Below are 24,076 nucleotides of genomic sequence, written 5' to 3'. Positions count from 1 at the left end.
CTCTCTGTTAAAAATACCGTACAGCCACACTAGGATTATTTATGCAGCTTTTTGGATCTTTTACCTCGCCTTATGTACGCCACGTTCGCATTGCCTTATTACAAACCGGCACCGCATGTGAATTCATCGAAACCGATGCTAAAGGGTCGGCCGTGCAGTCGCCCACCATGAAGGTGCCTTTCTTACACGATGGCGATGTGGCGCTTAGCGATTCCACATCGATTATCCGCTACATTCGCGAGCAAGCCGGCCATACTTTTTTACCGAATATCTACAGCCTAGACATCTTTTGTTTAATCAATACCATTATGGATAGCGCAATTAACTTATTTTTGCTGGAACGCAACGGGCTAGATATGAACGCCAACCCTTACTTTGATCGCCAGCGCGCCCGCATAGAGGCCAGCTTAGATCACCTCGAAAAACTCGAAGTAGACGCTCAAGCTTTAGACGTTGATGCCAAATTACGCCTTGAGTGCTGCTTAGCTTGGGGCGTATACCGCGAACGCTTTAGCCTAGCTGCCCGGCCACATTTACAAAAATTACTTAACGCAGCGCAAGCCGACACCCTATTCGCCCAAACCGCACCACCGGCCGGCGCTTAACACCACATACCGCCGACACAAAACCACCCATACATTACAGGATGTAACCCATGCTGCATTTACCTCGCCCGCTTTATGTACTGGCATTTGCCGGTGCGCTATTAATGGCTGGCATGCCAATGGCGCTGCTAATCGGGGGGATTGTCGGTGTACAACTGGCGCCATCGCCGGCGCTAGCTACCCTGCCCTTAGCCGCTATGGTGATAGGGGTGGCAGCCTTTGCACTGCCGGCATCAAAAATATTGGATAAAGGCGGTTATAAACAGCTGTTTTTATGCGGCACATTAATGTGTTTAGGTGGCAATGGTTTTGCTATTGCAGCCTTAATTCAGCAATCGTTTTACCTGTGGTTAAGCGCCATGCTGTGCTTGGGGTTTGCCAGCGCCTGCGCCCAGCAGTTGCGCTTTAGCTCGCGGCTTTTTTTAAGTGACCAACCCCACCGCATTCCGGTCGCGTTATCGGTATTTATGCTAGGCGGCATTTTGGCGGCCATTGTTGGGCCAGAGCTTACAATGCACAACGAAATTACCGCACTGCCGCAATACGGCACGGGCTTTGTGATTGTTTCGGGAATGCAATTAATGGCATTAGCGCTTGTACTTTTTTTACCGGCCGCCCCCAGCCTTAAGCCTATTGTGCAGCAACACGCTGGGCCCATTAATCAAGGTGTGCTAGCGGTTGTTGTTTCGGTAACGGCCTACGGTATTATGAGCTTTGTCATGACGGCCACGCCCATTAGCATGCACGAACACCACGGCCATACCATGGCCAATACTAAATCGGTAATTCAGTGGCATATTTTAGCCATGTTTATACCATCGTTTTTTACCGGTCGTTTAATACAATGGCTAGGTATTGATAAAAGTTTAATATTGGGGATTATTTTTTATTTAGCCGTTTTTACTTTTACATTATCGGGGGTTAATTTAAACCATTACGCTACCGGTTTAATTTTACTGGGTATTGGCTGGAATATTTTATTTACCACCGGCAGTACGCTCGCTGCGCAACACACCAACCCTAACTTTAAAGGCAAACACGACATGCTAGTATTTAGCATTCAAGCCATATCCAGCTTAAGTGCGGGTGCCGTGCTATATCAGCTGCATTGGCAAGCCGTTCAATGGGTAGCTATTGCCGGCTTGCTGCCGCTCGTCGCAGTGCTGCTGTACAAGTTTGTTATCGAAGTTAAGGCCAAGCAAAGCGCTGCGGGCTAATCCTCTAGCGCCGCTAACCAGGGCGCAAGCTCTTGCACTACAGGTTTGTTGTGCTCGGCTAAAAACGCCAACAAGCGCGCAGGCGAAACCGATAATACACGCTCAAACGGAAAACCCACTTGCTGCGCCTTGGCAATACAGTGCTCCAAAATGCCCAAGTGAAACGCGCTGTGTGAATCGCTAGAAAACACCACCTTCCAATCGTGCTTGTCCACCAGCTCTAGCAAACGCAAACACACAGGCTCGCTACCCAAACGCGAATGGCTAAACGAGCTATTGTTAATTTCTAGCACAACGTTGTTGTCCTTAGCGGCGCGAATTACTTCGTCTTCGTTTAATAAAAAATTAGGGTTACCTGGGTGGCCAAAAATTTGCACTTTGCCACTTTCAAAGGCCGCAATGGCTGCGCGGGTATGTGTTTTTTTATCGGCCGGGGGGAACACCGGTTCGTGAAAGCTGGCAATGGCAATATCTAAATAAGGCGCCATGCCATCAAGAATATCCACCCCGCGGTTATCCGTAAGAATGTTAGATTCTATGCCGCGTAACATGGCGATGTTATCCACCGTGCGCGGCAAGATTTTCATATTGCCAAAATGCCAATCGTGGGCACCGTCGGGCATTGTCGAGGCGTGATCGGTCATCGCAAAAAGCTGAAGGTTCTGCCGTTTAGCGGCCGCCCAATAATCGTGCACAGTACTAAACGCATGGTCACTGGCAACGGTATGCATGTGGGTATCACATCGTATTTGCATTAAAAAACCTCTGTTTGATTGCGCTAATTACCCTAACATCAGATCATGTCAAAACGAATGCTTATCGCAACGCAAGCATTCATATAATGCACAAAAGAAATACCGGCTTTTGCTACAGAGTGATTATTTAATATGGATCCATTTACCCAAGGGGTTGTTGGTGCCGCTTTTAGCCAGCTAAAAGGCTCGGCCCAAACATTAGCCAAGGCGGCCATTATTGGCGCGCTAGCAGGCATGGCTGCCGACCTCGATATCTTAATTCGCTCCAGCGAAGATCCACTGCTGGCACTGCAGTTCCACCGCCATTTTAGCCATTCGCTGTTGTTTATCCCTATAGGTGCGCTGCTGTGCACTGTGTTTTTCCATTATGCCTTTGCCCACCGGCGCTGGGGCTTTTCGTTTAATCAAACCTACAGCTGGAGCCTTATTGGCTACGCCACACACGCGCTACTCGACGGCTGTACCAGCTACGGCACCCAGCTATTGTGGCCCCTTAGTAACCACCGCTTTGCTTGGGATTTTATTGCCGTTATCGACCCGGCCTTTACCTTGCCAGCCTTTATATTGGTTTTAACGGCCGCAATCAAAAAACAACGTCGCTGGGCGCTAATGGCAATAGGCTGGATGGCTGTATATATGGCACTTGCCAGTTGGCAGCACCAACGCGCCCTAGCACAAGTGCACGCGCTAGCGGCGCAACGCGGCCACTCACCCGAGCGCATTAGCGCCAAGCCCACACTCGGTAATTTGGTTTTATGGAAAACCCTTTACCTTCACCAAGGCACGTTTTACATCAATGGTATAAAGGTAGGGTTATTCGGAAAGAATACTGTCTGGCCCGGCGAAAGTGTTCCGGCTTTAATCGTAGCGCGCGATTTCCCCACATTAGCCGCAAACTCGCAACAGCTGCACGACATTCAACGCTTCCACTGGTTTAGCGATGGCTATACCGCGCTGGACCCAACCAATAACCAACGCATTATCGATTTGCGCTATTCCATTGTGCCCAACCAAAGCACCCCGCTTTGGGCCATAGAAATAGACCCCAGCAAAGCCCCTACAGAACACGTAAAATATATTCCTGCCAACCATGGCGATGCGGCCACCGGCGCTATGTTTCTTAAGATGCTGTTTGAATAATTCTAAAAACCGCGAGGCAAGTTCCAATTTTGGTGGGTTTAGGGCTAGCTTAGGCTTATGCGCCAGCACAAAATCTTATGCTAGTATTCCATCATCTGAACCAAAGCCTTTGCACATGCCACTGAACACCCCCACCCCACATAAAACACTGGTGCACAGGTTGCTGCGAAGCCCGGCGTTTAGTGGGCTAGTGTTGCTGGCCTTTGTATTTATGCGCGCCATAGTGCCCGCAGGCTTTATGCCTAACGATGGTACTAGCCAAGCTTTTTACATATTTTGCTATAGCGCCAGCGGTGCCGCCGAGCTGGCATCGCTAGGCTCGCCAAGCGCAACACAACAGCAGCATCACGAGCACGGCCACCACAATCACAACGCCGCCAGCCTCAATAAAAGCACCCCCGCAGAACACCACGAGCACCAAAAATCCAACAATACGCTGTGCGAGTTTGCCGCATTTAGCGCAAACATCGCCCTTGGCTTCGTCATTTTATGCGCTATGTTTTGGCCTTGCCGGCTACGCATTAAAGCGCTTATTCAACGCGCCACCCTAGCCGCGCAGGCTTATACATTACCCGCCGTCCGCGCACCGCCACTTTTCATTGCTTAAGACCCTTAAGGGCATCGCTAAAAATGCGTTTTTGCGATGCTTCCCCACTTAATTTTGATTCGCTGCGCGCCACAGTCGTGCAGCGTTTTGCAATGGAATTACCAATGAATAAGCTAAACATATTGCTAGCAACCGTAGCAGCCATCAATACTGCGGCTATTGCCGACCCACAAAGCCACACACAAGCACAACGTGCAGATTCCCATGCCCCCATTGGCATTATGGGCGACCATATGCATAACGCTGGCGAGTGGATGGTATCGTACCGCGCCATGTCCATGACGATGGAGGGCAACCTGTTGGGCAGTAACGCCATCAGTGATGATGCCATCGCCACCACCCAAGCAAACCCGTATGCCGGCATGCCAATGATGCCGCCAACATTGCGCGTCGTGCCGCAACGCATGACAACCACAATGCACATGCTGGGCATGATGTACGCCCCCAACGACAACATCACCCTAATGGCTATGCTGAATTACATGAATAAATCCATGACGCTAAAAAGCTACCAAGGCATGATGGGCAATAATGTGCTGGGCGAATTTAAAAGCGACGTTAGCGGCATGGGCGACACCACAATTGGTGCACTATATCGGCTGTATGAAACCACCACGCATCACTTGCACCTAAACGCAGCCATCAGCCTGCCTACTGGCGCCACCGATAAAGAAGGCACCGTATTAACCCCCATGAACATGCAACGCACCGTACGCTTGCCTTACGCCATGCAGCTGGGCTCGGGCACCTACGATTTGCTACCGGGCATCACCTATACCGGTAAAGCCGACAACATAAGCTGGGGCGCTCAATACATGGCCACCATTCGCACAGGCGATAACGACGAGGGCTATACCCTGGGTGATATTCACCGTTTAAATGGCTGGGCCCAATACGCATGGGCACCCAGCATTAGCACAAGCTTGGGGCTTGCCTACAGCGATAGCGGCGATATCGAAGGCCGCGACGCCAATATTATGCTGCCGGTACAAACCGCTAACCCCGCCAATTACGGCCGCCAGCAAAGCTCGGCTAAAGTGGGACTAAACTTGGTTGGCCAAAAAGGCGCGCTACATGGCCACCGCTTGGCCTTCGAATACAGCGTGCCACTAAAGCAATCGGTTAACGGGCTGCAAATGGAAATGCAAAACATGTGGGTGCTAGGCTACCAAAAAGCCTTTTAGGCCATAGCCGTTAGTACTACAGCCCTTAGTACTACAGCCGTCTCTTTTAAGCGGGGCCAATAGGCCCCCTTACCTTTCCCCTCCATTGGCCTTGCTAGCGAATAACCAATACTCCTCCTATAGTTTAAGGGTACAACTTTATTGACTCGTTAATTCGTATTTAAGTAGGCCCGTTAAAATGACTATCCGTAGCAGTTTAAAATATAAAATGTTACATCTCGTTTTTATTCAAGCCGCATTCTTCGTGCTGCTATTGGCGAGCCTATGGCTGATTAACCCTAACTGGGTGTTAATCCCAAACAATATTGAAGACAACCACAGCAGCGTGATGAAAGACTTCAAACATCACTACGGCATGTTAAGCACACTCAACATGCAACTGGCTAACTTTCACCAAAAACAAAATATTACCGTCGACGAATTCGACCGCCTATCGACAGATCTCAACACCCATTCGCGCGCGGTAAAAACACTCAGCCAAAGCGCACAGCAAACTTTTCAAGTCGACTTTAGCGTACTGGTAAGCTTCCTATTTAATTACCAAAACAAAATTAAGCTGCTAGAGCCTGCAAGCCCAGGTTTTAATGAACGGCTTTGGGATATTCAACAATACTTCTCTCGTATTCAAAGCGAATTTTTTTACATAATTGACGAGGTCAACCGTGTCGACAACCAAACAATGACGCAAGCGCTTAAAAACGCACAAACAAGCTTATACCTTTGGACCCTTGTAAGCTTAATGACACTCGCACTCAGTACCTTTATTGCACTCAACCAAGCGGCCAAATGGAAGGAGCAAATTGCCGATTTGCTCAATACAATTTACCGCTTAAGTGTTGGTGATTACCAAGAGAAAAACACTGTTAAAACTGACGATGAACTCGGTTACTTAGCCAAAGTTTTTTCAGAGACAATAAGCGCTATAAAAAAACAAAAAGAAAAAAATAACGTTTAACGCGCCACACCACAAAAACCCACAATGTGGCGCAAAACCCCGCATGACAAGGCCTCCAGAAAAACAAAACAAAAAAATAACGCCATTTTCATATTTCCACTTATCTTTAAATAGCAATTTAATAAAACCAAACAAATATAATTAATAGAAGATAAGTGTCTAACTAAATCCAGCATAAAACGTTATCGAATTAATGCATACAACGAGCCTCTAATTCGTACCGCCCATCCAATGTCATATTTAATGCGATTCATTCAATGCTATATCTATAGCCATGAACAAATTAACGCTTGGCTACACCTTAATCGAAATGCTTGTGACGGTATCGATAGTTGCAATACTGGCCGCTGTTGCGGTGCCCTCTTATGACGGCTTAATCAACAATAACAAGCAAAAAAGTGCGCTGAATACATTTTTAGGCGAACTCCACTATGCCCGAAGCGAAGCGGTAAAGCGTTCGCGCCAAGTGGTGGTTTGCCCCAGCAGCGATGCCAGCAGTTGCAGCGGCACTAACTGGAACACCGGTTGGATTATTTTTATCGACGACGATCGCGACGATACCCGCGATAACGACGAAGAGCTTATTCGCATAGCAGGTGCACTAGAGCAAGGCTTAGCGCTAAGTACAACCAACGATATTAGCGACTTTATTCGCTACCGCCCGAATGGCTTAGCCATGGAAACCGGCACCTTTACCCTTTGCGACCCACGCGGTAGCGACCTAGCAAAAGCCATCATAATTAACGCCACCGGCCGGCCGCAAATATCCGAGCACAACGCAACAGGGGACGCCCTAACATGCAGTTAACATCTTGTTTTTACAAACCTAAGGCTAAAGGCTTTGGGCTTATTGAAGTATTAGTTGCGCTATTAGTCTTTGCCGGTGGTGTGCTTGGCATTGCCAGCATGCAACTTAATGGCTTAGGCATGATTGCCAATTCAAATGCATTAAGCATTGCCGTACTCGGGGCCAACGATATGGCCGACCGCATGCGCGCAAACCCCCTCGGTACCGAAGCCGGCGCCTACAACGCAATTGATGGTTCAGAAAGCCTAGCCGAATGCACCGTTTGCACACCACAACAAATTGCCCAAATAGATGCCTACCGCATAAAAGAGCAGCTAAGCGCTAATTTAAGCAATGCCGCGTTATCTGTCGCCAATGTCGGTAACGACATGTACACCATTAGCATCAGCTGGACAGAGAAAGTTAAACAAAGTAGCGAAACAAAAACACACCGCTTTACCTTTTTGCCTTACAACCCTTAATCGATTGAGCACCTAATGACACCTTCAAAAACACAAGCTCGACAATCTATTAAAGGCTTCACCATTATTAGCTTAATGATTGCCATTTTATTAAGCTCTGTACTTATGGCGGGGTTAATTTCTGTTTTTAGTAGCAACCAAAATGCTTCGCGATTAATGTTTGATTTTGGCTCGCTGCAAGAAGGCGTGCGCACAGGCAATGAAATTCTTGAGGTTTCTTTACGTCAAGCCGGCCATTTTGGCGGGGTTAAATCTGCCGATATTTCTGCCCATGCCTCACTCGCGATTACCGGCTCTGGCAGTTGCAATAAAGATTGGATTACCGATACCAGCACACCTATTCGCGGCTTTGATGGCGCCGCGGCTATTGGCAGTGTTTCGGGTTTACCCAACAACTGCATTGCCAGCGATGAATACGTCGCCGGCACCGATGTGTTATCGATAAAATATGCATCCACTATGGATATGACATCTATCGGCTCTGTTGATGGTAGCAACGTTTATATACGTACTATTGTTGGCTCCAGCGCGAGCACCTTAGGTGAAATATTTAAAGGCAGCGACGGCACAACCATTGGCGATGCCACAGACCCCGTCGGTACCTACAATTACCGCTATGCTAGCGAGCTGTATTACGTTCGCGCGTGCAGCCACAAAGTCGATGGCGCGTGCAAAGACGACGTTCCCAGCTTGGTCCGTTTCCAATTGGACGGCACAACATTTACCGAGCAGCTTTTAGTGGAAGGCGTAGAGCAGTTTCAAGTGGAATTTGGTATTGATGCCGATGGCAATTTTACCGCCGATAATTATCTTTCACCCGCCAGTATTACCGATTGGCAGCGCGTTGTGAGTGTGCGCTACAGCCTTGTTGTACGTGGTAATAGCGCCGATAAAACCATGCTCGATACCAAAACATACACTTTAGCCGGCGAGGTTAATTACACCCCTACCGGGGATGACCAAGCTTACCACCGCCGCGCTTACACAAAAGTTGTGCAATTGCGCAACATGATTCGAGGTTAACCCCATGCATAAACAGCAAACTGGGTTTGTTTTAATTACCGGCCTAGTACTTTTAATTGTTATTGCCATCGCCGCCATCGCTAGCATGGAAATGTCTAACCTCGATTACCGCATGGCATCTAACAGCGCCTTTAAAGAGCAATCTTTTCAAGCATCTGAAACAGGCCGCATTGCCGCTGGCGATGCGGTTAACCAATTTATTTACGAGCGTTCGTGGAACGGGGTTACCGCACACCCAGGCATTAGCTTTGCAGCCACTTTTAGCCCCCTTGCCGCCAACGGCGATAGCGAAAATTTATTTAGCGCAGGCTCGCTAGCAAAAGATATGGACTTTGATATTGCCGGCACCTCCGCCATCGAAAAAATAAACTCTGATATTTATATTATTCGCGCACCTAGCGCAGCTGCCGCCATTGGCGGCGGGCTACAACAGCTTGCAGGTTATCGCGGTGCAGGCAAGGGCGTAGCATCCAGCGGCAGCGCTATTTATTTTGAATTACGCTCGAAAGGATTAGGTAATGGCGGGGCGGAAACCACAACGGCCAGTGAATACCGTTCATTTATCCAATGAGGCAGTTCATGAATACTCAATACTCTACATACCTTCGGTTAAATACGTCGGTCGTTCAGTGCCTATGCTTTATCGCATTACTATTTTGCACGGCCTTATTACACGCGCAATCGGCCAACTTTACCGCAGCGCCGCCTTTTGTCGCAACTAACGTCGGCAAGCCGAATGTTGTTATTGCATTAGATATATCTGGCAGTATGAAAGCCGTCGCCTACGCCGATACCGGCGCAGGCAGTTGGCGCAGAGGCCTACACAACGACTTTGATCCCGCTTATTCTTATTACGGTTATTTTGAAAGCGACCGAAAATACAGCTATGCGCCCTCTACAGATAAACAATTTTTTTACGAAGACGGCGGCGGCCTGTGGGATGGTAATTTTTTAAATTGGTTAACCATGCGCCGTATGGATGTTGTACGCAAAGTACTCGTCGGCGGTAAAGTACGCGACCGCGCAGGGGAATCTATTAGCGGTAATACCTGGTTTATTTTAGAAGGGCAAAACGAACCGCTAGATTACACCTTTCGAAAATCTTACAGCAACAGCGCGGCATTTAGCCCAATAGGTAACAATAAGGAAGTGCTGATTTCTGAAGGCGCCTTTAGTGCCACAACAGGCGGTGGCACGAGCATTGTAGAACTTAGCGATCAGGTCGAAGTTGGACAACTATCCATCGACCGCGATATTAGCGATGCCTCTGGCGATTGGCATACCGTTACCTTTAAAAATACCTATTCCACCCCGCCCAGCGTTGTGGCCACAGCTTTGTCTTATAACGGTAGCCATCAATCATTAGCGCGCGTTAAAGATGTAACCCTCACAGATTTTAAAGTTAGGGTCGACGAATGGAATTACTTAGATGGCAACCACACCACCGAAGATGTGGTTTTTGTAGTTGCAGCCATTGGTAACCATAAAATCAGTATTACCGATAAAGACACAGGTATTAGTAGCAGTTATTTAGTCGCAGCGGGAACCACAACCATTGGCGCAACCACACCTAAAAATTCTTTTAATTCTGTTGGCATGGGCACGTTTTTCCCTAGCCAACCGGTGCTTTTTACGGGCACTACATCATTTAACGATGCAATGCCCGTTACCACACGCGTTAAAAATATTACTACCAGCAGCTTTGAAGTGGCAATGCAAGAAGAGCGAAGCCAAGCAAGTAATAGCCACGCTTCAGAGCTTGTAAGCTGGATCGCCATTGAACGTGCAGCGGGTTATTCCGCACATGCCGGCGTTGCCATAGAAATAAACAATACCAACAATACGTTTACAGAAACATGGCAAGATGTCAGTTTAACCAACAATTTATTTAACGACACGCCTATGGTTGCCATCAACATACAAACAACCAATGGCGGCGATCCCGTAGTTGCACGTTATGGTAACGGTGGCGTAAGTAAAGATGGCTTCGATGTGAAAATGGAAGAGGAAGACTCTACCGGCGCAGGCGACTTAACACATCCCGCTGCAGAGGCTATTGGCTACCTTGCTGTTGAGGCTTCCACCGGTTATAAAATTCGCTTAGGTTTGCAAACGGAACCGACGGGTATTTTACAGCAAAACTCTGCATCCATACGCTTTGGTATGGCTGTGTATAATTATGATCACAGCAGAGCACCAACCTCCATTTACAATGGTAACTCGGTACACGGCGGTACCTTTAGAGCCTGCTACCCAGACACCTCTATAGATGTAGCTTCGCGAACGAACTTTGATATTTGCTTAGACACCCACGTTAAATCCCCACTAAGCAACATTGTGGATGTTATTGAAGACCATCCATTAATTTGGGGCACCACCCCTATTGCCGAAACACTGTACGACATTAAAGGCTACTTTGCTCAGCACGACTTTAATCGTGGTACCGGCAACCATACACAGTGGTACAACAACGGTACCGAGGGCACCGCTGGCCAGCGCAACTCGTATGAAATAAGCGACGAATGGGACCCCTATTATTACTCAGAATTCGGTACCCGCCTGCCCTGCGCTAAATCATTTGTTTTGCACTTCAACGACGGCGCGCCTTACAAAGATTTTGACGGCAGTGGCCACCCTACCGTTGCAAACGATGGCGTCGGCTCATTTGGCCGCGAGCAAGTACTTGATGATTTAGCACTAGAATTACGCGAACATGACTGCCGAACAGATGCCGGCATGACAGGCCACCAAGATATTATTAGCTATTATGTTTACGCCGCACTCGGCGAAGGTGAAGCTTTTAATGATGACAGCCGGCGCATGCGAGAAGCCGCAGCAAATGGCGGTTTTGTAGACCAAAATGGCGACCACCAACCAACCCCCTCGCACCCCTCTAATTTTAATGACTACGTCGTTAATGGGGCCGGCAATTGCACGCCTAACGAATGGGACGAAAATGGCGATTGCAACCCAGACACCTTTTATTTTGCCAGCGATGCCGAAGAATTAGTTAACCAATTAAATGCCGCATTAGAATCCATTACTGCACGCTCTGGGTCTGGCGGTGCCTCATCTGTTATTGCCGCGTCACGCTCGGGCGAAGGCGCTGTATTTAATGCCATATTCCGCCCGTCCGTTACATCACAAGGCGACGAGGTTACATGGATTGGCGATGTGCATGCGCTCATGATTGACGATGCTGGCAACTTGCGCCACGACGACGGCGACAAAATATTAGAGGACTCCGATAAATATATTGATATGTGCTCTTATAGCGATAACGAAACGAAAGAAGTCCGCATAAAATTATCACCAACATTAGCTTCGCGCCCAACGGCAGCAGATTTTAGCGCCTGCGCATCCAGTAAATTCGATTTGGATTTATTTGACCTAGAATATTTGTGGAGCGGCGCAACGTGGCTAGCCAACATGACAGATGCACAAGCCGCAGAAACACAGCGCCTTTATACCAGCACCTTACCTGGGCGCCATATTCTCACCGGTATAGACACCAACGGCGATGGAATTGTAACAAGTACAGAAGTCACAGACTTTATGCCCGCAACATTTGACTCGTCAAAAGCCGGGCTTATTGCCAATACCGAAGCCGATGCACAAAATATTGTTGAATATATTCGCGGTAAAGATATTGCCGGTTATCGCTCGCGCCAGCTTAATGGTAAAACCATGCGCCTTGGCGATATTATTTATTCCACGCCAACAGTTGCCGGCCGCCCAGCCGAAAATTTAGACCTTATTTACGGCAGCGAAAGTTATCGGAAATTTTTTGATCAGTACCGCTACCGCCGCCAAATGGTTTATGCCGGTGGCAACGATGGCATGCTGCACGCCTTTAATAGCGGCTGGTACAACCCCGACACAAAAGAATTTACCAATGCTAAAGGCGGCGGTGCGGCAGGTTCCTCCGTTAATTACGAGCTAGGCGCCGAGCTTTGGGCCTACGCACCTTTTAACGGCTTGGCACATTTAGAATATTTAACGCGCCCGAGTTACGGTGCGGTATCGTCCGACCACCTTTATTTTGTCGATTTAGAGCCTCGAATTTTTGATGCTAAAATTTTTGCTAACGATTCAGATCACCCTGGTGGCTGGGGTACAGTATTAGTTGTTGGCAGCCGACTCGGTGGCGGCGCCACCACGGTAGATGCCGACTTAGGCGCTGGCGTATCGAGTAGAACTTTGCGTTCAAGCTATACCATTATCGATATTACCAATCCAGATAAAGCCCCTAAAATACTTTTAGAATACAGCCATCCAGATCTTGGCTTTACATCAGCAATGCCAACGCCCATCGTCACGGGCACCGACAGTGAAGGCAACGGTAATTGGTATTTAATGCTCGGATCTGGCGCCGACACCAATGCCGCAGGCTTTGACGAAGTAAAAAGCACCCAAAATGCCAAACTCTTTTTATTAAATTTAAAATCCATTGTGGCAGGCTCCACCACCGTATTAGAAACCTCCTTTGGTAGCGGCGGCATATTGACCCTTAATGATAGTAATAGCTTTATTTCTGATTTATCCTCGGTCGATTACGGCCTCGATAAATTCACTACCGATGCCATTTATTTTGGCACAGTCAGCGGAGATTCCAGCGCTTGGGCAGGCAAACTTTATCGTATGGTTATTCAAGAAAGTACAGGCAGTACGCAAAAGGCCGTTAGCGCTTGGACCCCAGCTGTAATGTTAGACCCAAGCCGCCCCATTACTGCGGCTGTTTCGATGGGTACCGATAATTTACAAAACCGTTGGATTCACGTGGGCACAGGCAGGTTCTTTACCCAAGAAGACAACCTCGATAGCAGCGTAAACTATTATTATGGCTTAAAAGAAAGCCGCACATCGACAGGGGCGTTTAGCTATAACGTGGCTTCAAAAATTGTTGATATTACCGCAACACAAATTTATGCCGCCGATGCAAAACTCAGCTCGCCCCCCACGTTAACGCCAGCATTAGATGCCGATGCCACACTGACCACACTCGAAAAACGCATGAAGCAATATTCTGATAGTTCGAGCTATGTTGATGGCTGGCAGCGAACATTACTGGCCGGCGAGCGAAATTTTGGCGCAGCGACATTATTTGGCGGCACACTCACCTACACCACTTTTGACCCCGTATTTGACGAGTGCGCGGTGGATGGTGATGCGAGGCTTTATATTTTAAATGCCTTAACGGGCACCGCCGGCAGCCCTGGGATTATCTCCCAAGACGAAAATGCAATTTTTAATGATTACGTTATTGATTTAGGCAGTAGCCCAGCCACCAGCCCAAGCTTACATACTGGTGATGGCTACGAATCCGATAACAAAGCGAACGCTATTATTCAAACTTCCGATGGTGCCATTACCACCGTAGAAGAAACCAACCAAGATACCGTGCGCAGCGGTGAAGTTAGCTGGCGGCAAATTCAGTAATTCACTGTAAATATCGAGCAGGCATTTAGCTTGCTCGATAGCTAAAGGTATAACCTTAGGAATTAATTATGCTGCATTACCGACAACAAGGTTTTAACCTTATCGAATTATTGATCGTCATTGTGATTATTAGTATTTTAGCGGCCGTTGCATTACCTTCGTACCAAGATAGTGTACGCAAAAGTAACCGCAGCGATGGTCAAGCACAATTGCTTGAAGCCGCATCGCGAATGGAACGCTATTTTTATAAAAACAATAGTTATAGCATCGACCTGACCGATTTAGGTTATTCTGCCAGCAGCGGTATTGCTTCGCCGGAGGGCCATTACACCCTCGAAGTGGTTGCGGCCACCGCCAGCTGCCCCATAGCTACCTGCTATAAACTACAAGCCACAGCAGTCGATAACCAAGTGCCAGACGGCGACCTTACGCTCGATTCTTTAGGGCAAAAATTACCGGCCGATAAATGGTAAGGCGTACCTTTTACGCAACACTTAAAAACACTCCCCCTTACAAGCAGTTATTACAACGCCCCACATATAACCCCCTACATATAACTAAACCCCATAAAAGAAAGCATCTAATAGTTTTAGGTTTAGATTAATTTCACCTATTCAATAACCAAAAAACTACTCGATCCCTCCCGCTATAGATAACCAATATAACCAAAACCCAGCTGAATCCGCCCATCTTTATAACTGCCCAAATGTCTTGGATTAACTGACTTTCAGCCAGTAACAGACAACACTATAAGTGGGGAAGAGCCAGAGTTAGTTGTTAGGAAAGAGAAAGCACTATTGCATCCACTCATGCAGGGGTTCACTTCCTTACCTTTATTGCCAATAGCATGATATGCGAAGGCATGCGCCCTTTTAAGGGCCTTGGTAAGAAAGCCAGACCTAAACGAATTGGATAAACAGCTAATTTCAGCAAGACGGGTAATTGAGGTTAAAAATGGGCAGTAAAGGCTTCCAATACATAGCAGGTTTTACCTTGCTGGAACTGATGGTCACGATATCTATCATGGCGATTATTGCCGGTGTCGCGGTGCCGTCTTACCAAAACTAAATAGAAAACAATTTAATGCGTACCGCCAGTCATGCCTTTTACGACAGCTTAGTATTAGCCCGCAGCGAAGCCGTTAAAAATAACCTGCCTGTTGCCGTGTGCAAAAGCGCAAATAACAGCAGCTGTGCAACCAGCGGCTATTGGGACGGTGGCTGGCTGGTATATATCGATGCCGATGCTGATGGCGTATTCGACAGCAGCGAATCATTACTGCAGTCCCACAATGCGCTAAGTCAACTCACATTAAGAGCCACCGATGCCGACCTAGACCAAGTCGTTTATCAAGCCGATGGCACACAGCGCATCGCCGCAAATTTCAACGTGTGTATCGATGACGATACCAGCCGAGGCACAAATATTAGAATCGGTTTAACGGGCCGCCCAAGTACAGAAAAAGGAGCAACGGTATGCCCTTAATACGTAATTTAAAACACCAATTTGGCCTAGGCATGATCGAGGTATTAGTTGCAGGTTTAGTTTTTGCGGTAGGCGTTTTGGGGTTATCCACCATGCAGGTTAAAGCTAAAAGAACCAGCTACGATGCTCTACAACGTTCTTTAGCCACTAGCTTGGCTCGCGATATGGCCGCCCGTATACGAAGCAATCCCACAGCCATCGATACCTATGCGGCTATTAGTTTTTTAGGCGGCGTAACCAGTGGCAACGAACCCTCGCCCAATTGTAAATCTGCGCAATGCACTGCTACCGAATTAGCTAATCACGACCTATGGGAATGGGAGCAAGCCTTAGAAGGCGCTGCAGAGGTCTCTAATAACGTAAATACAGGCGGCTTAACTCAGCCTTCTGGCTGCATTGATAACAACGCAGGCTTAATCACAATAACCATTGCCTGGGAGGGCTTTGGCGGTAAAACCAACCCAACGGGTTCTACCTGCGGGGAATCCCGTGGTTTATATGGCACAGACAATATAAACCGAAAAATAGTGGTGCTAGACACCTTCATAGAGGCGATTTAAATGAAACCATTATTTGCTTTATGCCGCCCAAAATTATTTCTGTTAGCCAAAATGCCTTTAAGCGCTCGCGGATTTACATTAATAGAATTATTAATTGCCTTAGCTTTAGGCTTAACGCTAAGTGGGGCCATTACCAAAATTTATTTAAAAAATAACGCCAGCATGCAGCAAGACGAACAAATTGCGCGCCTACAAGAAAACGCACGCTATGCGCTCCGGTTATTAGCCCGTGAAATTAGCATGGCAGGCTTCGCTGGCGGCACGCCGGAGCAAGGCACGCTTACCCCCGCAGCTATCGCTACAGGCTGCGCGCACGAAACCTGGAGCCTGGACCTGACAACCCCTTTAGACTTTATTAATAACGCCCAAGCCGGCAGCTCCATGACAACACAAGCCGGCGTGGCAATTACTTGCGCCGCACCAGATGAGCTTGTTGATGATACCGACATTATTAGCGTCAAACGCACGGCAGACCGAGCAACACTCGAAAATGGCATCACGACCGCCAACATCGGCGCTATTGATAACCAATGGTACCTACGTTTAGCCGATAGCCGTAGCGACAAAAGTTGGATCAATGTTGCAAGCGGCAGCACCATCGTTAGCGGCGATGCAACATCCGGGTCCGATGTAGATTACTGGGCTTTTTATCATAAAATTTATTATTTACGTAATGTCGATGATAGCGGTGAAGATGTCCCTACATTGTGCGCACAAGTTCTTCAAGGCAGCAGCTTAGCTGAGGAGTGCTACGTCGATGGCATTGAAAACATACAAATTGAATTAGGCCTAGACCTAGACGGCGATAGCACACCAGATATATTTAAAAGTAACCCAAGCACCTCTGAAGTAGGTGATGTCGTCGTCGTGCGTTTGTATTTATTGGCGCGCAGCCCAAACGAAATAAACGGCTACAGCAACAATAAAACCTACTACCTCGGCACCACAACCATCGACAACCCCGACGATGGTTACTTTCGCCGTGTTTATTCCACAACCATACAAATAAAAAATGCGAGGTTACCCAATGCCTAAGCCTTACATTTTATTTTATAACTCGCTAAAAACGCAGTCCTCTCAACAGGGCACTGTCATTGTTATCGCGCTAATATTTTTACTGTTAACGGGCTTAATTTCTGTCACGTCAATGAAAACCAGTATTTTTGAAACAAAAATGGCCAGTAACGAACAGCTTAAAGAAGAGGCATTTCAAACAACGCAAGGCGTGATTAATGCCATCACAAGCGATATTAATAATTTTGTTATTGCTGGCGATGTCGGCTATAAAATTTGCAAAGCAGGCGCCACAGGTTGTGATAGCACAGCAATAGCACTGGCCTCTGCAACGGCAACACTCACAGCAAACCATGTTGAATATAACATTACACGCAAAGCACCACTGTTTGCCCCAATCCCTTTTCGTGCATCAGAAGAAAATGCCTCTAGCGCAAAATCTTATTCTGCCGCACTGTTTGAAGTAAATGCCGAATACGATGGCAGCCAAGACCGCTTAGGTCAGGCCGCTATTGCACAAGGCGTCGCCATTAAAGTGGCCAATGCAGGTCAATAACACCGAGGTTTGTATGAAATTCCAGAAACTTATATTAGCTTTAGCATTAGGGATTTTTGCGAATTCAGCCATCGGGGATGATACTGACATTTACGTCAACAATAGCAATTCCGCCGGCGCACCCTACTTAATGTTTATGATGGATTACCGTCAAGATTTAAGCGGCCCCTACTGCCAAGATGGCCGGCAAAATAACTGTAAAGATATTCTGAATACGGATGACGGTTTACCGTTACTGCAGGCGCTAGATGCCATGGTTAATGGTGTACCCGGCGATGGCGATGGCGATGGTATTGGTGATAGCGCGGCTGCAGCAGCAAGCGATGGCGACGCCAACTTTGATGGCCTTCGCGATAGCGCTGCCGACATGGATGATTTCGAAGCAAAAAAAATAGAGGCACTTGTCGCAGTAACGCGCGCTGTGTTTGAAAAATTCGATGGCATTAATGTGGGCATGATGATTCCTAATGATAACGGCGGCGGAACAGTGCTGCGAGGTTATCAAGAGTTTCAAGCTGGAGATGCAAATGGGGCCAAAGCAGGCCTCGTCGATTTACTTTTACAATTTCCTTTGCCACGACAAGGCAACGACTACCACGAGAGCCAACCCAAAGAAATGCATATGGAGTGGTATCAATATATTAATGGCGGAACCGTACTCCAAGGTAAAGATACTAGCCGTAATTTTGATGGTACAAATACCCCCGCTCCGGATAGCTCAATTATTACTGGCAATCGCTACAATTCACCATTTGCGGCCAACCCGTCTGATTTCGAGTGCACAAAGTTTTACCAAGTCTATGCAACCTCAGGCAACGAAGGTGGTACAGATAACCACTTAAACAGTGAAATAGAAGCTGCATTTAATGCATCAGCAACAAGCAATTTCGAAAGCATGATGGATTATATGACTAACAACGATGTGCTGACGCTCGCCAGTGGCGATCAAAAACTCAAAAGCTGGATTATTCAAGTGGGCGATTCTGCCGCGAAAGCAGATGATTGGGCACAAGCTGCCGGCACCTCAAATCAGTATATGGAAGTCTCTAAAGGTGCAGATCTAGTCGATGTACAAGCCACTTTAGAAGCTGCCTTTATTGAAGCGTTAAGCGTGAGCACAACATTTGTTGCCGCCTCAGTACCGGTCAACGTCTTTAACCGCATCCAAACACTCGACAATTTTTACATCGCTCTTTTTGAAGCCCAAACGAACGAACGATGGTACGGCAACATCAAAAAGTTTAAATTAAAAGATACCAGCCTACCGACCGATGGGATTTTTGATGAAATTGTCGATGTTAACAGTAATGCAGCATTCAACACTAACGATGGCCGCGTAAAATATGAGGCTCTTAGTTTTTGGACGGACGCTAGCGCTCTTCCTACAGCGGACCCCGATAAAAGCGAAGTCGATGGGCGCGACGGACGCACCGTTAACCGCGGTGGTGTCGGACAAAATATTCCACAATTCAATACCAGCAACGTATCGCTGACCAACACCAACGGTAGCCGGCAATTATTTATTGAACCTTCTAGCGGTTCGACATTTGACGTTTTTAATGCGGCAAATACGCTATCTGCAGATACCCAACGCGCAATACTTAATTTAGGTGCGAGCGACCCAATTAGTGCCAGCACGCTTCTCTCGACAATAGAAACCGTAGCTTGGGCCCGCGGGCGTGATGTAGATGATGAAGATAACGACAACGATGTTGACGAATCTCGATCTTGGCTACTGGGCGATGCAATTCACTCTCGTCCCTTGGCACTTAATTATGGCGCTACATCAGGCTACTCAGAAAGTAATCCTAATATTCGTTTATTCATGGGGACTAACGATGGTTTTTTTCACATATTTGAGAATACCGATACAAATGGTGCAGAGTCAGGCAAAGAGATTTTCGCCTTTATACCTCGCGAGTCCCTTCCCATACTGAAGCAAATTAGAGATAACAATGGCAGCAATCGGCACCCCTACGGAGTCGACGGCGAACCCGTTGCTTTCGTTAACGACACCGATAACGATGGAACCATAGAAAGCGGTGAAGAGGTATATGTGTATGTGGGAATGCGCCGGGGCGGCAATAGTTATTACGCTCTTGATGTAAGCAATCCAAATGCAACGCCGAGCCTTAAATGGAAAATTACGCAAGGCGGTGATTTTAGCGAACTGGGCATGACCTTCTCCACACCGGTTGTTACCAAGGTTCGCTACGAAAGCACCGCCCGTGATGTACTCATTTTTGGCGGCGGCTTCGATACACAAAATGATACGCCCGTTAAGCTTTCTGAAAACCCTAGCTCGGCGTTACAAGGCGCTGCCATTTATATTGTTGATGCCCGCACCGGCGCTTTAATCTGGAAGGTGACCGGTGGTTCAGGTGGCAATAGCCAAACGCACCTGTACCACCCAAAAATGCTGCACTCTATTCCCTCTCAAGTTGCAGCGCTAGATAGCGACCAAAACGGTATTACCGATAGGCTTTACGTCGGCGATTTAAGTGGTTTAGTTTGGCGAATAGATTTGCCAGAAGGCAATACCGCTAGCCACCGCCTAACTTGGCAAGCCAGTGTGTTAGCCGACTTGGACGACAATAGTGAAGCAGAAGACCGCCGCATGTTTCATGCTCCAGATGTCGTGCAATCAAAAGACGATCAAGGCTCATACGATGGCATTTTAATTGCGACAGGCGACAGAGCTAACCCGCTTGAAACGGCCGATGAAAACTTTATGTTTTTCATTAAAGATAGAAACACAGTCAGTGGCAGCCCAGATACATCTATCCCCTTTGAAGACGATAACATTGTAGATGTCACTGCCTGCGTAACCGGTGCGGAATCTGGCTGCGGCCTTTTAAACCTTCAAAATGGCTGGAAAATTAGCTTAAGCAGCAGTGGCGAAAAGGGATTAGCATCACCGCTGGTTGCAGCCGGAAAGGTATTTTTTACGTCTTACGAGCCATCAAATGGCAGCAGCTGCGAACCCGCCGAAGGCAGTGGCCAACTCTATGTGGTGAATTTAAAAGATGGAACCGCTGCCTATTCCACCCTAGGCCGCCCAATTGATATTGGCCCTGGTATTCCCCCAGCCGTAACAGCCATTGGCAACGATACGCTAATTATCCCCAGCGCGGGCATCGTCAAACTCGAGCAGGATGTCCCGAGCAATGATAAAACCAAATTAATTGAAGCCGGAGGAAAACCCATGCACATTATCTACTGGCGGGAAACAGGCATTGATGATTTGTAAAAATGATGACTTGAAAAGGTAACAATAAGGCTAGCTATTTATTAAAAATAAATAGCTAGCCGCTTAAAAATAAAAATGCTTTTTTAGCAAAGACTCACTTATCAATCACCGCTCGCGGGCCAGCATTATGATAAACCAGCAACATAAAGCTCACGGTTTCACTTTAATGGAAATGTTAATTACCATAGTAATTGTTGCCATAATGGCAGGTATTGCTATGGCATCGTATCAAAGCAGCATTATTAAAACGAAACGAAAAGCGGCGATTAGCACACTGATGGAAATGGTCTCTGAGCAAGAGGAATATTTTGTTAACAATAAAGGGTATGCAACAGATTTAACCAACTTGGGCTATGCCAATACCGGAGCCAGCGGCGACCCTTATTATATCGATGACAACGGCAATTCCAGCACTAGTACCGACGGAATCTATAAAGTGGTATTTGCTAGCGGTGCAACAACGCGTGCATACACGCTATCGGCCGAACCAATTAACGGCCAAACCAAAGACACCCAATGCGCAACAATCAGCCTGGCCTCAACGGGGGCACAAAGCACTAGCGGTACAGAAACCGCATCGAATTGTTTTCGCTAAGCACATTCCAGCACCCAAATAACTCGCCAGCTACCGCCTATTTAAAAGCGGCCAGGCGGTTAAGCATTAACGAAACCCGTAACGCGCTCCTAGGCTAATATTACTGCCGCCGTCATCGAAGGCATCAAAACTTAAAGCGCAGTATTCCAAAACCGCATCAAAACCATCCGCACCACCAAAGCTCCCACCCCAGTAAATACTCACCTTATTACCGCGCATCAGGTGCACTAAGGGGGCGCTAGGCTTGGTGGTTCAACTGCGTTTTTAGGCTCAAGGTACGATGCCTCTAGGGCAAAGCTTGGCGATAAGGCCGGCCGGCATAGACCTCCATAGAGGTAGCTGATTGTTCCACTTGAACGGCGCCGTTATCACCACGCAAAAAGAGTATTCGCCAAGCCCAAAAAAGTCAGCGCAAATAAAATAAAGCGCCTATTCTCAATAGTAGAACAGGAGAAACATTTATGAGTTTTGACACCCTTTTTAGCAATGCCACTCGTTTACCCAGCATCCCTAAAATTGTGCAAGAGCTGATCGAGAGCTTTGACGACCCCGATGTCGACATGGACAAGATCTCTGCCAAAATTGCCCAAGAACCAGTGCTAACCACCAAGCTGCTACGGGTAGCCAACTCGGCACACTATGGCTTACCTAGGCAGGTATCCTCGGTGCAAGATGCCACTATTATTATGGGCTTTCCCGCTGTTCGAACTTTAGTTATGGCGAGCGGCATGGTCGATTCGCTGGAGATGCCAAGCTCGCTCGACAAGCGACAGTTTTGGCTAAATGCCTTTGAAATTGCCGGCTGCGCCAAATGGTTATGTAAATTCAAAAAAGGACTAGACGCCAATACCGCCTTTACCGCCGGTTTAATTCACACCATAGGCCAACTGCTAATGTACTCAGCAGATGCGGACAAAGCTGGCATCGTGCAGGCCAAGGTAAATACGGGGGAGGAGCGGCTATCTGCCGAAAACGAAATTTTTGGCTATAACCATTGTGAAGTGGGGGCAGAACTTGCCAAACGGTGGAAGTTTCCTGAAATCATCAACACGGGGCTGAAATATCAAAACAGCCCCAAAGATGCGACCCCAGCCTCGGAAATCGCCGCACTAATTTACTTAGCAAAACATATTGTGAATATGCACAAAGACAACCCCACACCTGAAGAGCTGATTAGCAGTTTGCCCGAAGAACTCCAAACCACGCCGCCTGTCGACTTAACCGTTATGGCCGAAGCGCTACCCGATATTGATGACTTCAGCGGCGGCATTAGCTCGCTGCTAGACTAAACACCGCGTTAGACTAAACACAGCTTTTACGGCCCATATGTAGCAAAAAAGCCAGCCCCTGACTCAGGAGCTGGCTTAAACAAGCTAGGAAATAATCAATTCGCCTTAGGAGGGAGCCATAATTCCGCCCCCACCTGAATAGTTACCCCACCCAACAAGCTTAGTAATCGGCCTTATGGTGATGCTTATGGCGCTCTGCCATTACAGCTTCCACCTTAGCTAGTTCCTCTGCAGAAAGTAGCGCGCTTAGCTCGCCTTTATGATTTTCACGCAGCGCTGTTACTTTCGCTTTCTGCCCCTCTCTAAGTGCCTTAATTTCAGCTTTATGCTTGCTCTGTACTGCTCGCACCTGCTCGGCGCGCTCCCCTTCCAGATTTAGAATGGTCGCTATGTCATTTTTTTTAAGCTTACACTGCCCGTCTTTGCACTTACCTTCTTTGCCGGGGCAAGCCATGGCCAAAGAAGCGCTAAGCATCAGCGCCGTTGCTACACCTAAAGTTTTTACAAACATGATTAATCCTCAAACTATGTCAATGGTTACCCGTTAGGGTACAGACTAAACAAAAAGTTGCCGAATAAAAGAAGGACAAAAGCGATATGACGATATAAACCGGCAAAGGGTGATTCAAGTCAAATTTACAAGGCGGGGTGCTGCCGGCACGATAAAGAAAGGTGGAAATATAATAAGGAGAAAGACACGCGCATAAAAAAAGCCAGTAGAGCTAACTACTGGCTTTTTTATTATGGAGCGGGAAACGAGGCTCGAACTCGCGACCCCAACCTTGGCAAGGTTGTGCTCTACCACTGAGCTATTCCCGCATAATGTGGCGTCCCCAAGGGGATTCGAACCCCTGTTACCGCCGTGAAAGGGCGGTGTCCTAGGCCTCTAGACGATGGGGACTAAGGACGGTCACATTATAACTAAGAAACCTAAAAAAATGTTTTTTATCAGTTACTTAGCTGACCCTCAACAAACAAGCTTGGCTGTTTTATTTCGCCGTTGCCGTTGAAGTGGTGCGCATTTTAGGGACGGGACCCTCTAGTGTCAACAACTATTTTTAAAAAAAAATGTTATCCGATACTGCGCCCTATTTATTGCCCTGTCGCGTTATTCATCCGGCGCTAACTCAGCC

General features: G+C 47.5%; 23 protein-coding genes and 2 tRNA genes. 20 read left to right on the top strand and 5 right to left on the bottom strand.

The genetic code is table 11. The features are described 5' to 3' along the window. The first annotated feature begins 41 nt into the window (after positions 1-41). Both MARGE09_RS06975 and MARGE09_RS06970 read left to right on the top strand, forming a co-directional pair. Positions 42-605, top strand: coding sequence for a glutathione S-transferase N-terminal domain-containing protein (locus MARGE09_RS06975; protein WP_236986619.1), 564 nt, complete (start codon positions 42-44; stop codon positions 603-605). 50 nt (positions 606-655) lie between these two features. Then, on the top strand, positions 656-1,822 hold the full coding sequence (locus tag MARGE09_RS06970) for an MFS transporter (protein ID WP_236986618.1): 1,167 nt from the start codon (positions 656-658) through the stop codon (positions 1,820-1,822). On the opposite strand, the gene MARGE09_RS06965 is transcribed toward MARGE09_RS06970, so the two are convergent. After that, complete coding sequence (locus MARGE09_RS06965; protein ID WP_236986617.1) at positions 1,819-2,577, bottom strand: phosphatase; 759 nt, start codon at positions 2,575-2,577, stop codon at positions 1,819-1,821. The genes MARGE09_RS06970 and MARGE09_RS06965 overlap by 4 nt on opposite strands. Positions 2,578-2,709: 132 nt before the next feature. On the opposite strand from MARGE09_RS06965, the gene MARGE09_RS06960 reads away from it, so the two are divergent. The 17 genes from MARGE09_RS06960 to MARGE09_RS06880 all read left to right on the top strand — a co-directional run bounded on the left by MARGE09_RS06960 (position 2,710) and on the right by MARGE09_RS06880 (position 21,654). Then, positions 2,710-3,717, top strand: coding sequence for a metal-dependent hydrolase (locus tag MARGE09_RS06960; RefSeq protein WP_236986616.1), 1,008 nt, complete (start codon positions 2,710-2,712; stop codon positions 3,715-3,717). Beyond that, a complete protein-coding gene (locus tag MARGE09_RS06955) occupies positions 3,710-4,324 on the top strand; it encodes a hypothetical protein (RefSeq protein ID WP_236986615.1) in 615 nt (204 codons plus the stop codon). Before MARGE09_RS06960 ends, MARGE09_RS06955 begins: the two co-directional genes overlap by 8 nt. 104 nt (positions 4,325-4,428) lie before the next feature. After that, positions 4,429-5,508, top strand: a complete 1,080-nt coding sequence (locus MARGE09_RS06950; RefSeq protein ID WP_236986614.1) for a transporter — start codon at positions 4,429-4,431, stop codon at positions 5,506-5,508. Positions 5,509-5,686: 178 nt separating this feature from the next. Beyond that, positions 5,687-6,463 (top strand): hypothetical protein, encoded by a 777-nt coding sequence (locus MARGE09_RS06945; protein WP_236986613.1) that lies wholly within the window; start codon positions 5,687-5,689, stop codon positions 6,461-6,463. A 274-nt stretch (positions 6,464-6,737) separates the two neighbouring features. Then, the gene (locus MARGE09_RS06940; RefSeq protein ID WP_236986612.1) at positions 6,738-7,271 is read left to right on the top strand and encodes a GspH/FimT family pseudopilin; all 534 of its coding nucleotides are present in this window, start codon (positions 6,738-6,740) and stop codon (positions 7,269-7,271) included. After that, positions 7,262-7,732, top strand: coding sequence for a type IV pilus modification protein PilV (pilV, locus tag MARGE09_RS06935; RefSeq protein ID WP_236986611.1), 471 nt, complete (start codon positions 7,262-7,264; stop codon positions 7,730-7,732). The genes MARGE09_RS06940 and pilV (MARGE09_RS06935) overlap by 10 nt, the downstream gene beginning before the upstream one ends. 15 nt (positions 7,733-7,747) lie before the next feature. Further along, on the top strand, positions 7,748-8,755 hold the full coding sequence (locus MARGE09_RS06930; protein ID WP_236986610.1) for a PilW family protein: 1,008 nt from the start codon (positions 7,748-7,750) through the stop codon (positions 8,753-8,755). Between the two features lie 4 nt (positions 8,756-8,759). Continuing rightward, on the top strand, positions 8,760-9,326 hold the full coding sequence (locus MARGE09_RS06925; protein WP_236986609.1) for a PilX N-terminal domain-containing pilus assembly protein: 567 nt from the start codon (positions 8,760-8,762) through the stop codon (positions 9,324-9,326). A gap of 8 nt (positions 9,327-9,334) precedes the next feature. Then, a complete protein-coding gene (locus MARGE09_RS06920) occupies positions 9,335-14,194 on the top strand; it encodes a hypothetical protein (RefSeq protein ID WP_236986608.1) in 4,860 nt (1,619 codons plus the stop codon). Positions 14,195-14,262: 68 nt separating this feature from the next. Then, a complete protein-coding gene (locus tag MARGE09_RS06910) occupies positions 14,263-14,667 on the top strand; it encodes a type IV pilin protein (protein WP_275068744.1) in 405 nt (134 codons plus the stop codon). A 481-nt stretch (positions 14,668-15,148) separates the two neighbouring features. Further along, positions 15,149-15,262, top strand: a complete 114-nt coding sequence (locus tag MARGE09_RS21720) for a type IV pilin protein (protein ID WP_420828088.1) — start codon at positions 15,149-15,151, stop codon at positions 15,260-15,262. 15 nt (positions 15,263-15,277) lie between these two features. Next, positions 15,278-15,679, top strand: a complete 402-nt coding sequence (locus tag MARGE09_RS06905; RefSeq protein WP_236986607.1) for a GspH/FimT family protein — start codon at positions 15,278-15,280, stop codon at positions 15,677-15,679. Further along, complete coding sequence (pilV, locus tag MARGE09_RS06900) at positions 15,670-16,239, top strand: type IV pilus modification protein PilV (RefSeq protein ID WP_236986606.1); 570 nt, start codon at positions 15,670-15,672, stop codon at positions 16,237-16,239. Before MARGE09_RS06905 ends, pilV (MARGE09_RS06900) begins: the two co-directional genes overlap by 10 nt. Next, a complete protein-coding gene (locus tag MARGE09_RS06895; protein WP_236986605.1) occupies positions 16,240-17,274 on the top strand; it encodes a PilW family protein in 1,035 nt (344 codons plus the stop codon). After that, a complete protein-coding gene (locus MARGE09_RS06890; protein WP_236986604.1) occupies positions 17,267-17,809 on the top strand; it encodes a pilus assembly PilX family protein in 543 nt (180 codons plus the stop codon). The genes MARGE09_RS06895 and MARGE09_RS06890 overlap by 8 nt, the downstream gene beginning before the upstream one ends. 13 nt (positions 17,810-17,822) lie before the next feature. Beyond that, on the top strand, positions 17,823-21,059 hold the full coding sequence (locus tag MARGE09_RS06885; RefSeq protein WP_236986603.1) for a pilus assembly protein: 3,237 nt from the start codon (positions 17,823-17,825) through the stop codon (positions 21,057-21,059). Positions 21,060-21,186: 127 nt separating this feature from the next. Beyond that, positions 21,187-21,654, top strand: coding sequence for a type IV pilin protein (locus MARGE09_RS06880; RefSeq protein ID WP_255711895.1), 468 nt, complete (start codon positions 21,187-21,189; stop codon positions 21,652-21,654). 66 nt (positions 21,655-21,720) lie between these two features. Here MARGE09_RS06880 and MARGE09_RS06875 read toward each other — a convergent pair whose 3' ends face one another. Beyond that, a complete protein-coding gene (locus tag MARGE09_RS06875) occupies positions 21,721-21,873 on the bottom strand; it encodes a hypothetical protein (protein WP_236986601.1) in 153 nt (50 codons plus the stop codon). 242 nt (positions 21,874-22,115) lie between these two features. Between MARGE09_RS06875 and MARGE09_RS06870 the strand changes: the two genes are divergently transcribed. Then, positions 22,116-22,943: an HDOD domain-containing protein gene (locus tag MARGE09_RS06870; RefSeq protein ID WP_236986600.1), complete on the top strand. Its 828-nt coding sequence runs from the start codon at positions 22,116-22,118 to the stop codon at positions 22,941-22,943. Positions 22,944-23,103: 160 nt separating this feature from the next. On the opposite strand, the gene MARGE09_RS06865 is transcribed toward MARGE09_RS06870, so the two are convergent. The 3 genes from MARGE09_RS06865 to MARGE09_RS06855 form a co-directional block, all read right to left on the bottom strand. After that, entirely contained in the window at positions 23,104-23,454 is a 351-nt protein-coding gene (locus MARGE09_RS06865; protein ID WP_236986599.1) for a hypothetical protein, read from the bottom strand. Between the two features lie 233 nt (positions 23,455-23,687). After that, positions 23,688-23,762 (bottom strand) — tRNA-Gly (locus tag MARGE09_RS06860). Between the two features lie 6 nt (positions 23,763-23,768). Then, positions 23,769-23,844 (bottom strand) — tRNA-Glu (locus MARGE09_RS06855). Positions 23,845-24,076 lie beyond the last annotated feature (232 nt).

This window comes from Marinagarivorans cellulosilyticus (genome assembly GCF_021655555.1).
GTDB lineage: Bacteria > Pseudomonadota > Gammaproteobacteria > Pseudomonadales > Cellvibrionaceae > Marinagarivorans > Marinagarivorans cellulosilyticus.
The sequence above is the reverse complement of the archived record's forward strand: the minus strand, read 5'-3'. Positions and strand labels throughout refer to the sequence as shown.

Excerpts from the sequence above, each read along its gene's own strand:
- MARGE09_RS06975 (WP_236986619.1), top strand. The coding sequence starts at position 42 with ATGCAGCTTTTTGGATCTTTTACCTCGCCTTATGTACGCCACGTTCGC.
- MARGE09_RS06970 (WP_236986618.1), top strand. The coding sequence starts at position 656 with ATGCTGCATTTACCTCGCCCGCTTTATGTACTGGCATTTGCCGGTGCG.
- MARGE09_RS06965 (WP_236986617.1), bottom strand. The coding sequence starts at position 2,577 with ATGCAAATACGATGTGATACCCACATGCATACCGTTGCCAGTGACCAT.
- MARGE09_RS06960 (WP_236986616.1), top strand. The coding sequence starts at position 2,710 with ATGGATCCATTTACCCAAGGGGTTGTTGGTGCCGCTTTTAGCCAGCTA.
- MARGE09_RS06950 (WP_236986614.1), top strand. The coding sequence starts at position 4,429 with ATGAATAAGCTAAACATATTGCTAGCAACCGTAGCAGCCATCAATACT.
- MARGE09_RS06945 (WP_236986613.1), top strand. The coding sequence starts at position 5,687 with ATGACTATCCGTAGCAGTTTAAAATATAAAATGTTACATCTCGTTTTT.
- MARGE09_RS06940 (WP_236986612.1), top strand. The coding sequence starts at position 6,738 with ATGAACAAATTAACGCTTGGCTACACCTTAATCGAAATGCTTGTGACG.
- pilV (WP_236986611.1), top strand. The coding sequence starts at position 7,262 with ATGCAGTTAACATCTTGTTTTTACAAACCTAAGGCTAAAGGCTTTGGG.
- MARGE09_RS06930 (WP_236986610.1), top strand. The coding sequence starts at position 7,748 with ATGACACCTTCAAAAACACAAGCTCGACAATCTATTAAAGGCTTCACC.
- MARGE09_RS06925 (WP_236986609.1), top strand. The coding sequence starts at position 8,760 with ATGCATAAACAGCAAACTGGGTTTGTTTTAATTACCGGCCTAGTACTT.
- MARGE09_RS06920 (WP_236986608.1), top strand. The coding sequence starts at position 9,335 with ATGAATACTCAATACTCTACATACCTTCGGTTAAATACGTCGGTCGTT.
- MARGE09_RS06910 (WP_275068744.1), top strand. The coding sequence starts at position 14,263 with ATGCTGCATTACCGACAACAAGGTTTTAACCTTATCGAATTATTGATC.
- MARGE09_RS21720 (WP_420828088.1), top strand. The coding sequence starts at position 15,149 with ATGGGCAGTAAAGGCTTCCAATACATAGCAGGTTTTACCTTGCTGGAA.
- MARGE09_RS06905 (WP_236986607.1), top strand. The coding sequence starts at position 15,278 with ATGCGTACCGCCAGTCATGCCTTTTACGACAGCTTAGTATTAGCCCGC.
- pilV (WP_236986606.1), top strand. The coding sequence starts at position 15,670 with ATGCCCTTAATACGTAATTTAAAACACCAATTTGGCCTAGGCATGATC.
- MARGE09_RS06895 (WP_236986605.1), top strand. The coding sequence starts at position 16,240 with ATGAAACCATTATTTGCTTTATGCCGCCCAAAATTATTTCTGTTAGCC.
- MARGE09_RS06890 (WP_236986604.1), top strand. The coding sequence starts at position 17,267 with ATGCCTAAGCCTTACATTTTATTTTATAACTCGCTAAAAACGCAGTCC.
- MARGE09_RS06885 (WP_236986603.1), top strand. The coding sequence starts at position 17,823 with ATGAAATTCCAGAAACTTATATTAGCTTTAGCATTAGGGATTTTTGCG.
- MARGE09_RS06880 (WP_255711895.1), top strand. The coding sequence starts at position 21,187 with ATGATAAACCAGCAACATAAAGCTCACGGTTTCACTTTAATGGAAATG.
- MARGE09_RS06875 (WP_236986601.1), bottom strand. The coding sequence starts at position 21,873 with ATGCGCGGTAATAAGGTGAGTATTTACTGGGGTGGGAGCTTTGGTGGT.
- MARGE09_RS06870 (WP_236986600.1), top strand. The coding sequence starts at position 22,116 with ATGAGTTTTGACACCCTTTTTAGCAATGCCACTCGTTTACCCAGCATC.
- MARGE09_RS06865 (WP_236986599.1), bottom strand. The coding sequence starts at position 23,454 with ATGTTTGTAAAAACTTTAGGTGTAGCAACGGCGCTGATGCTTAGCGCT.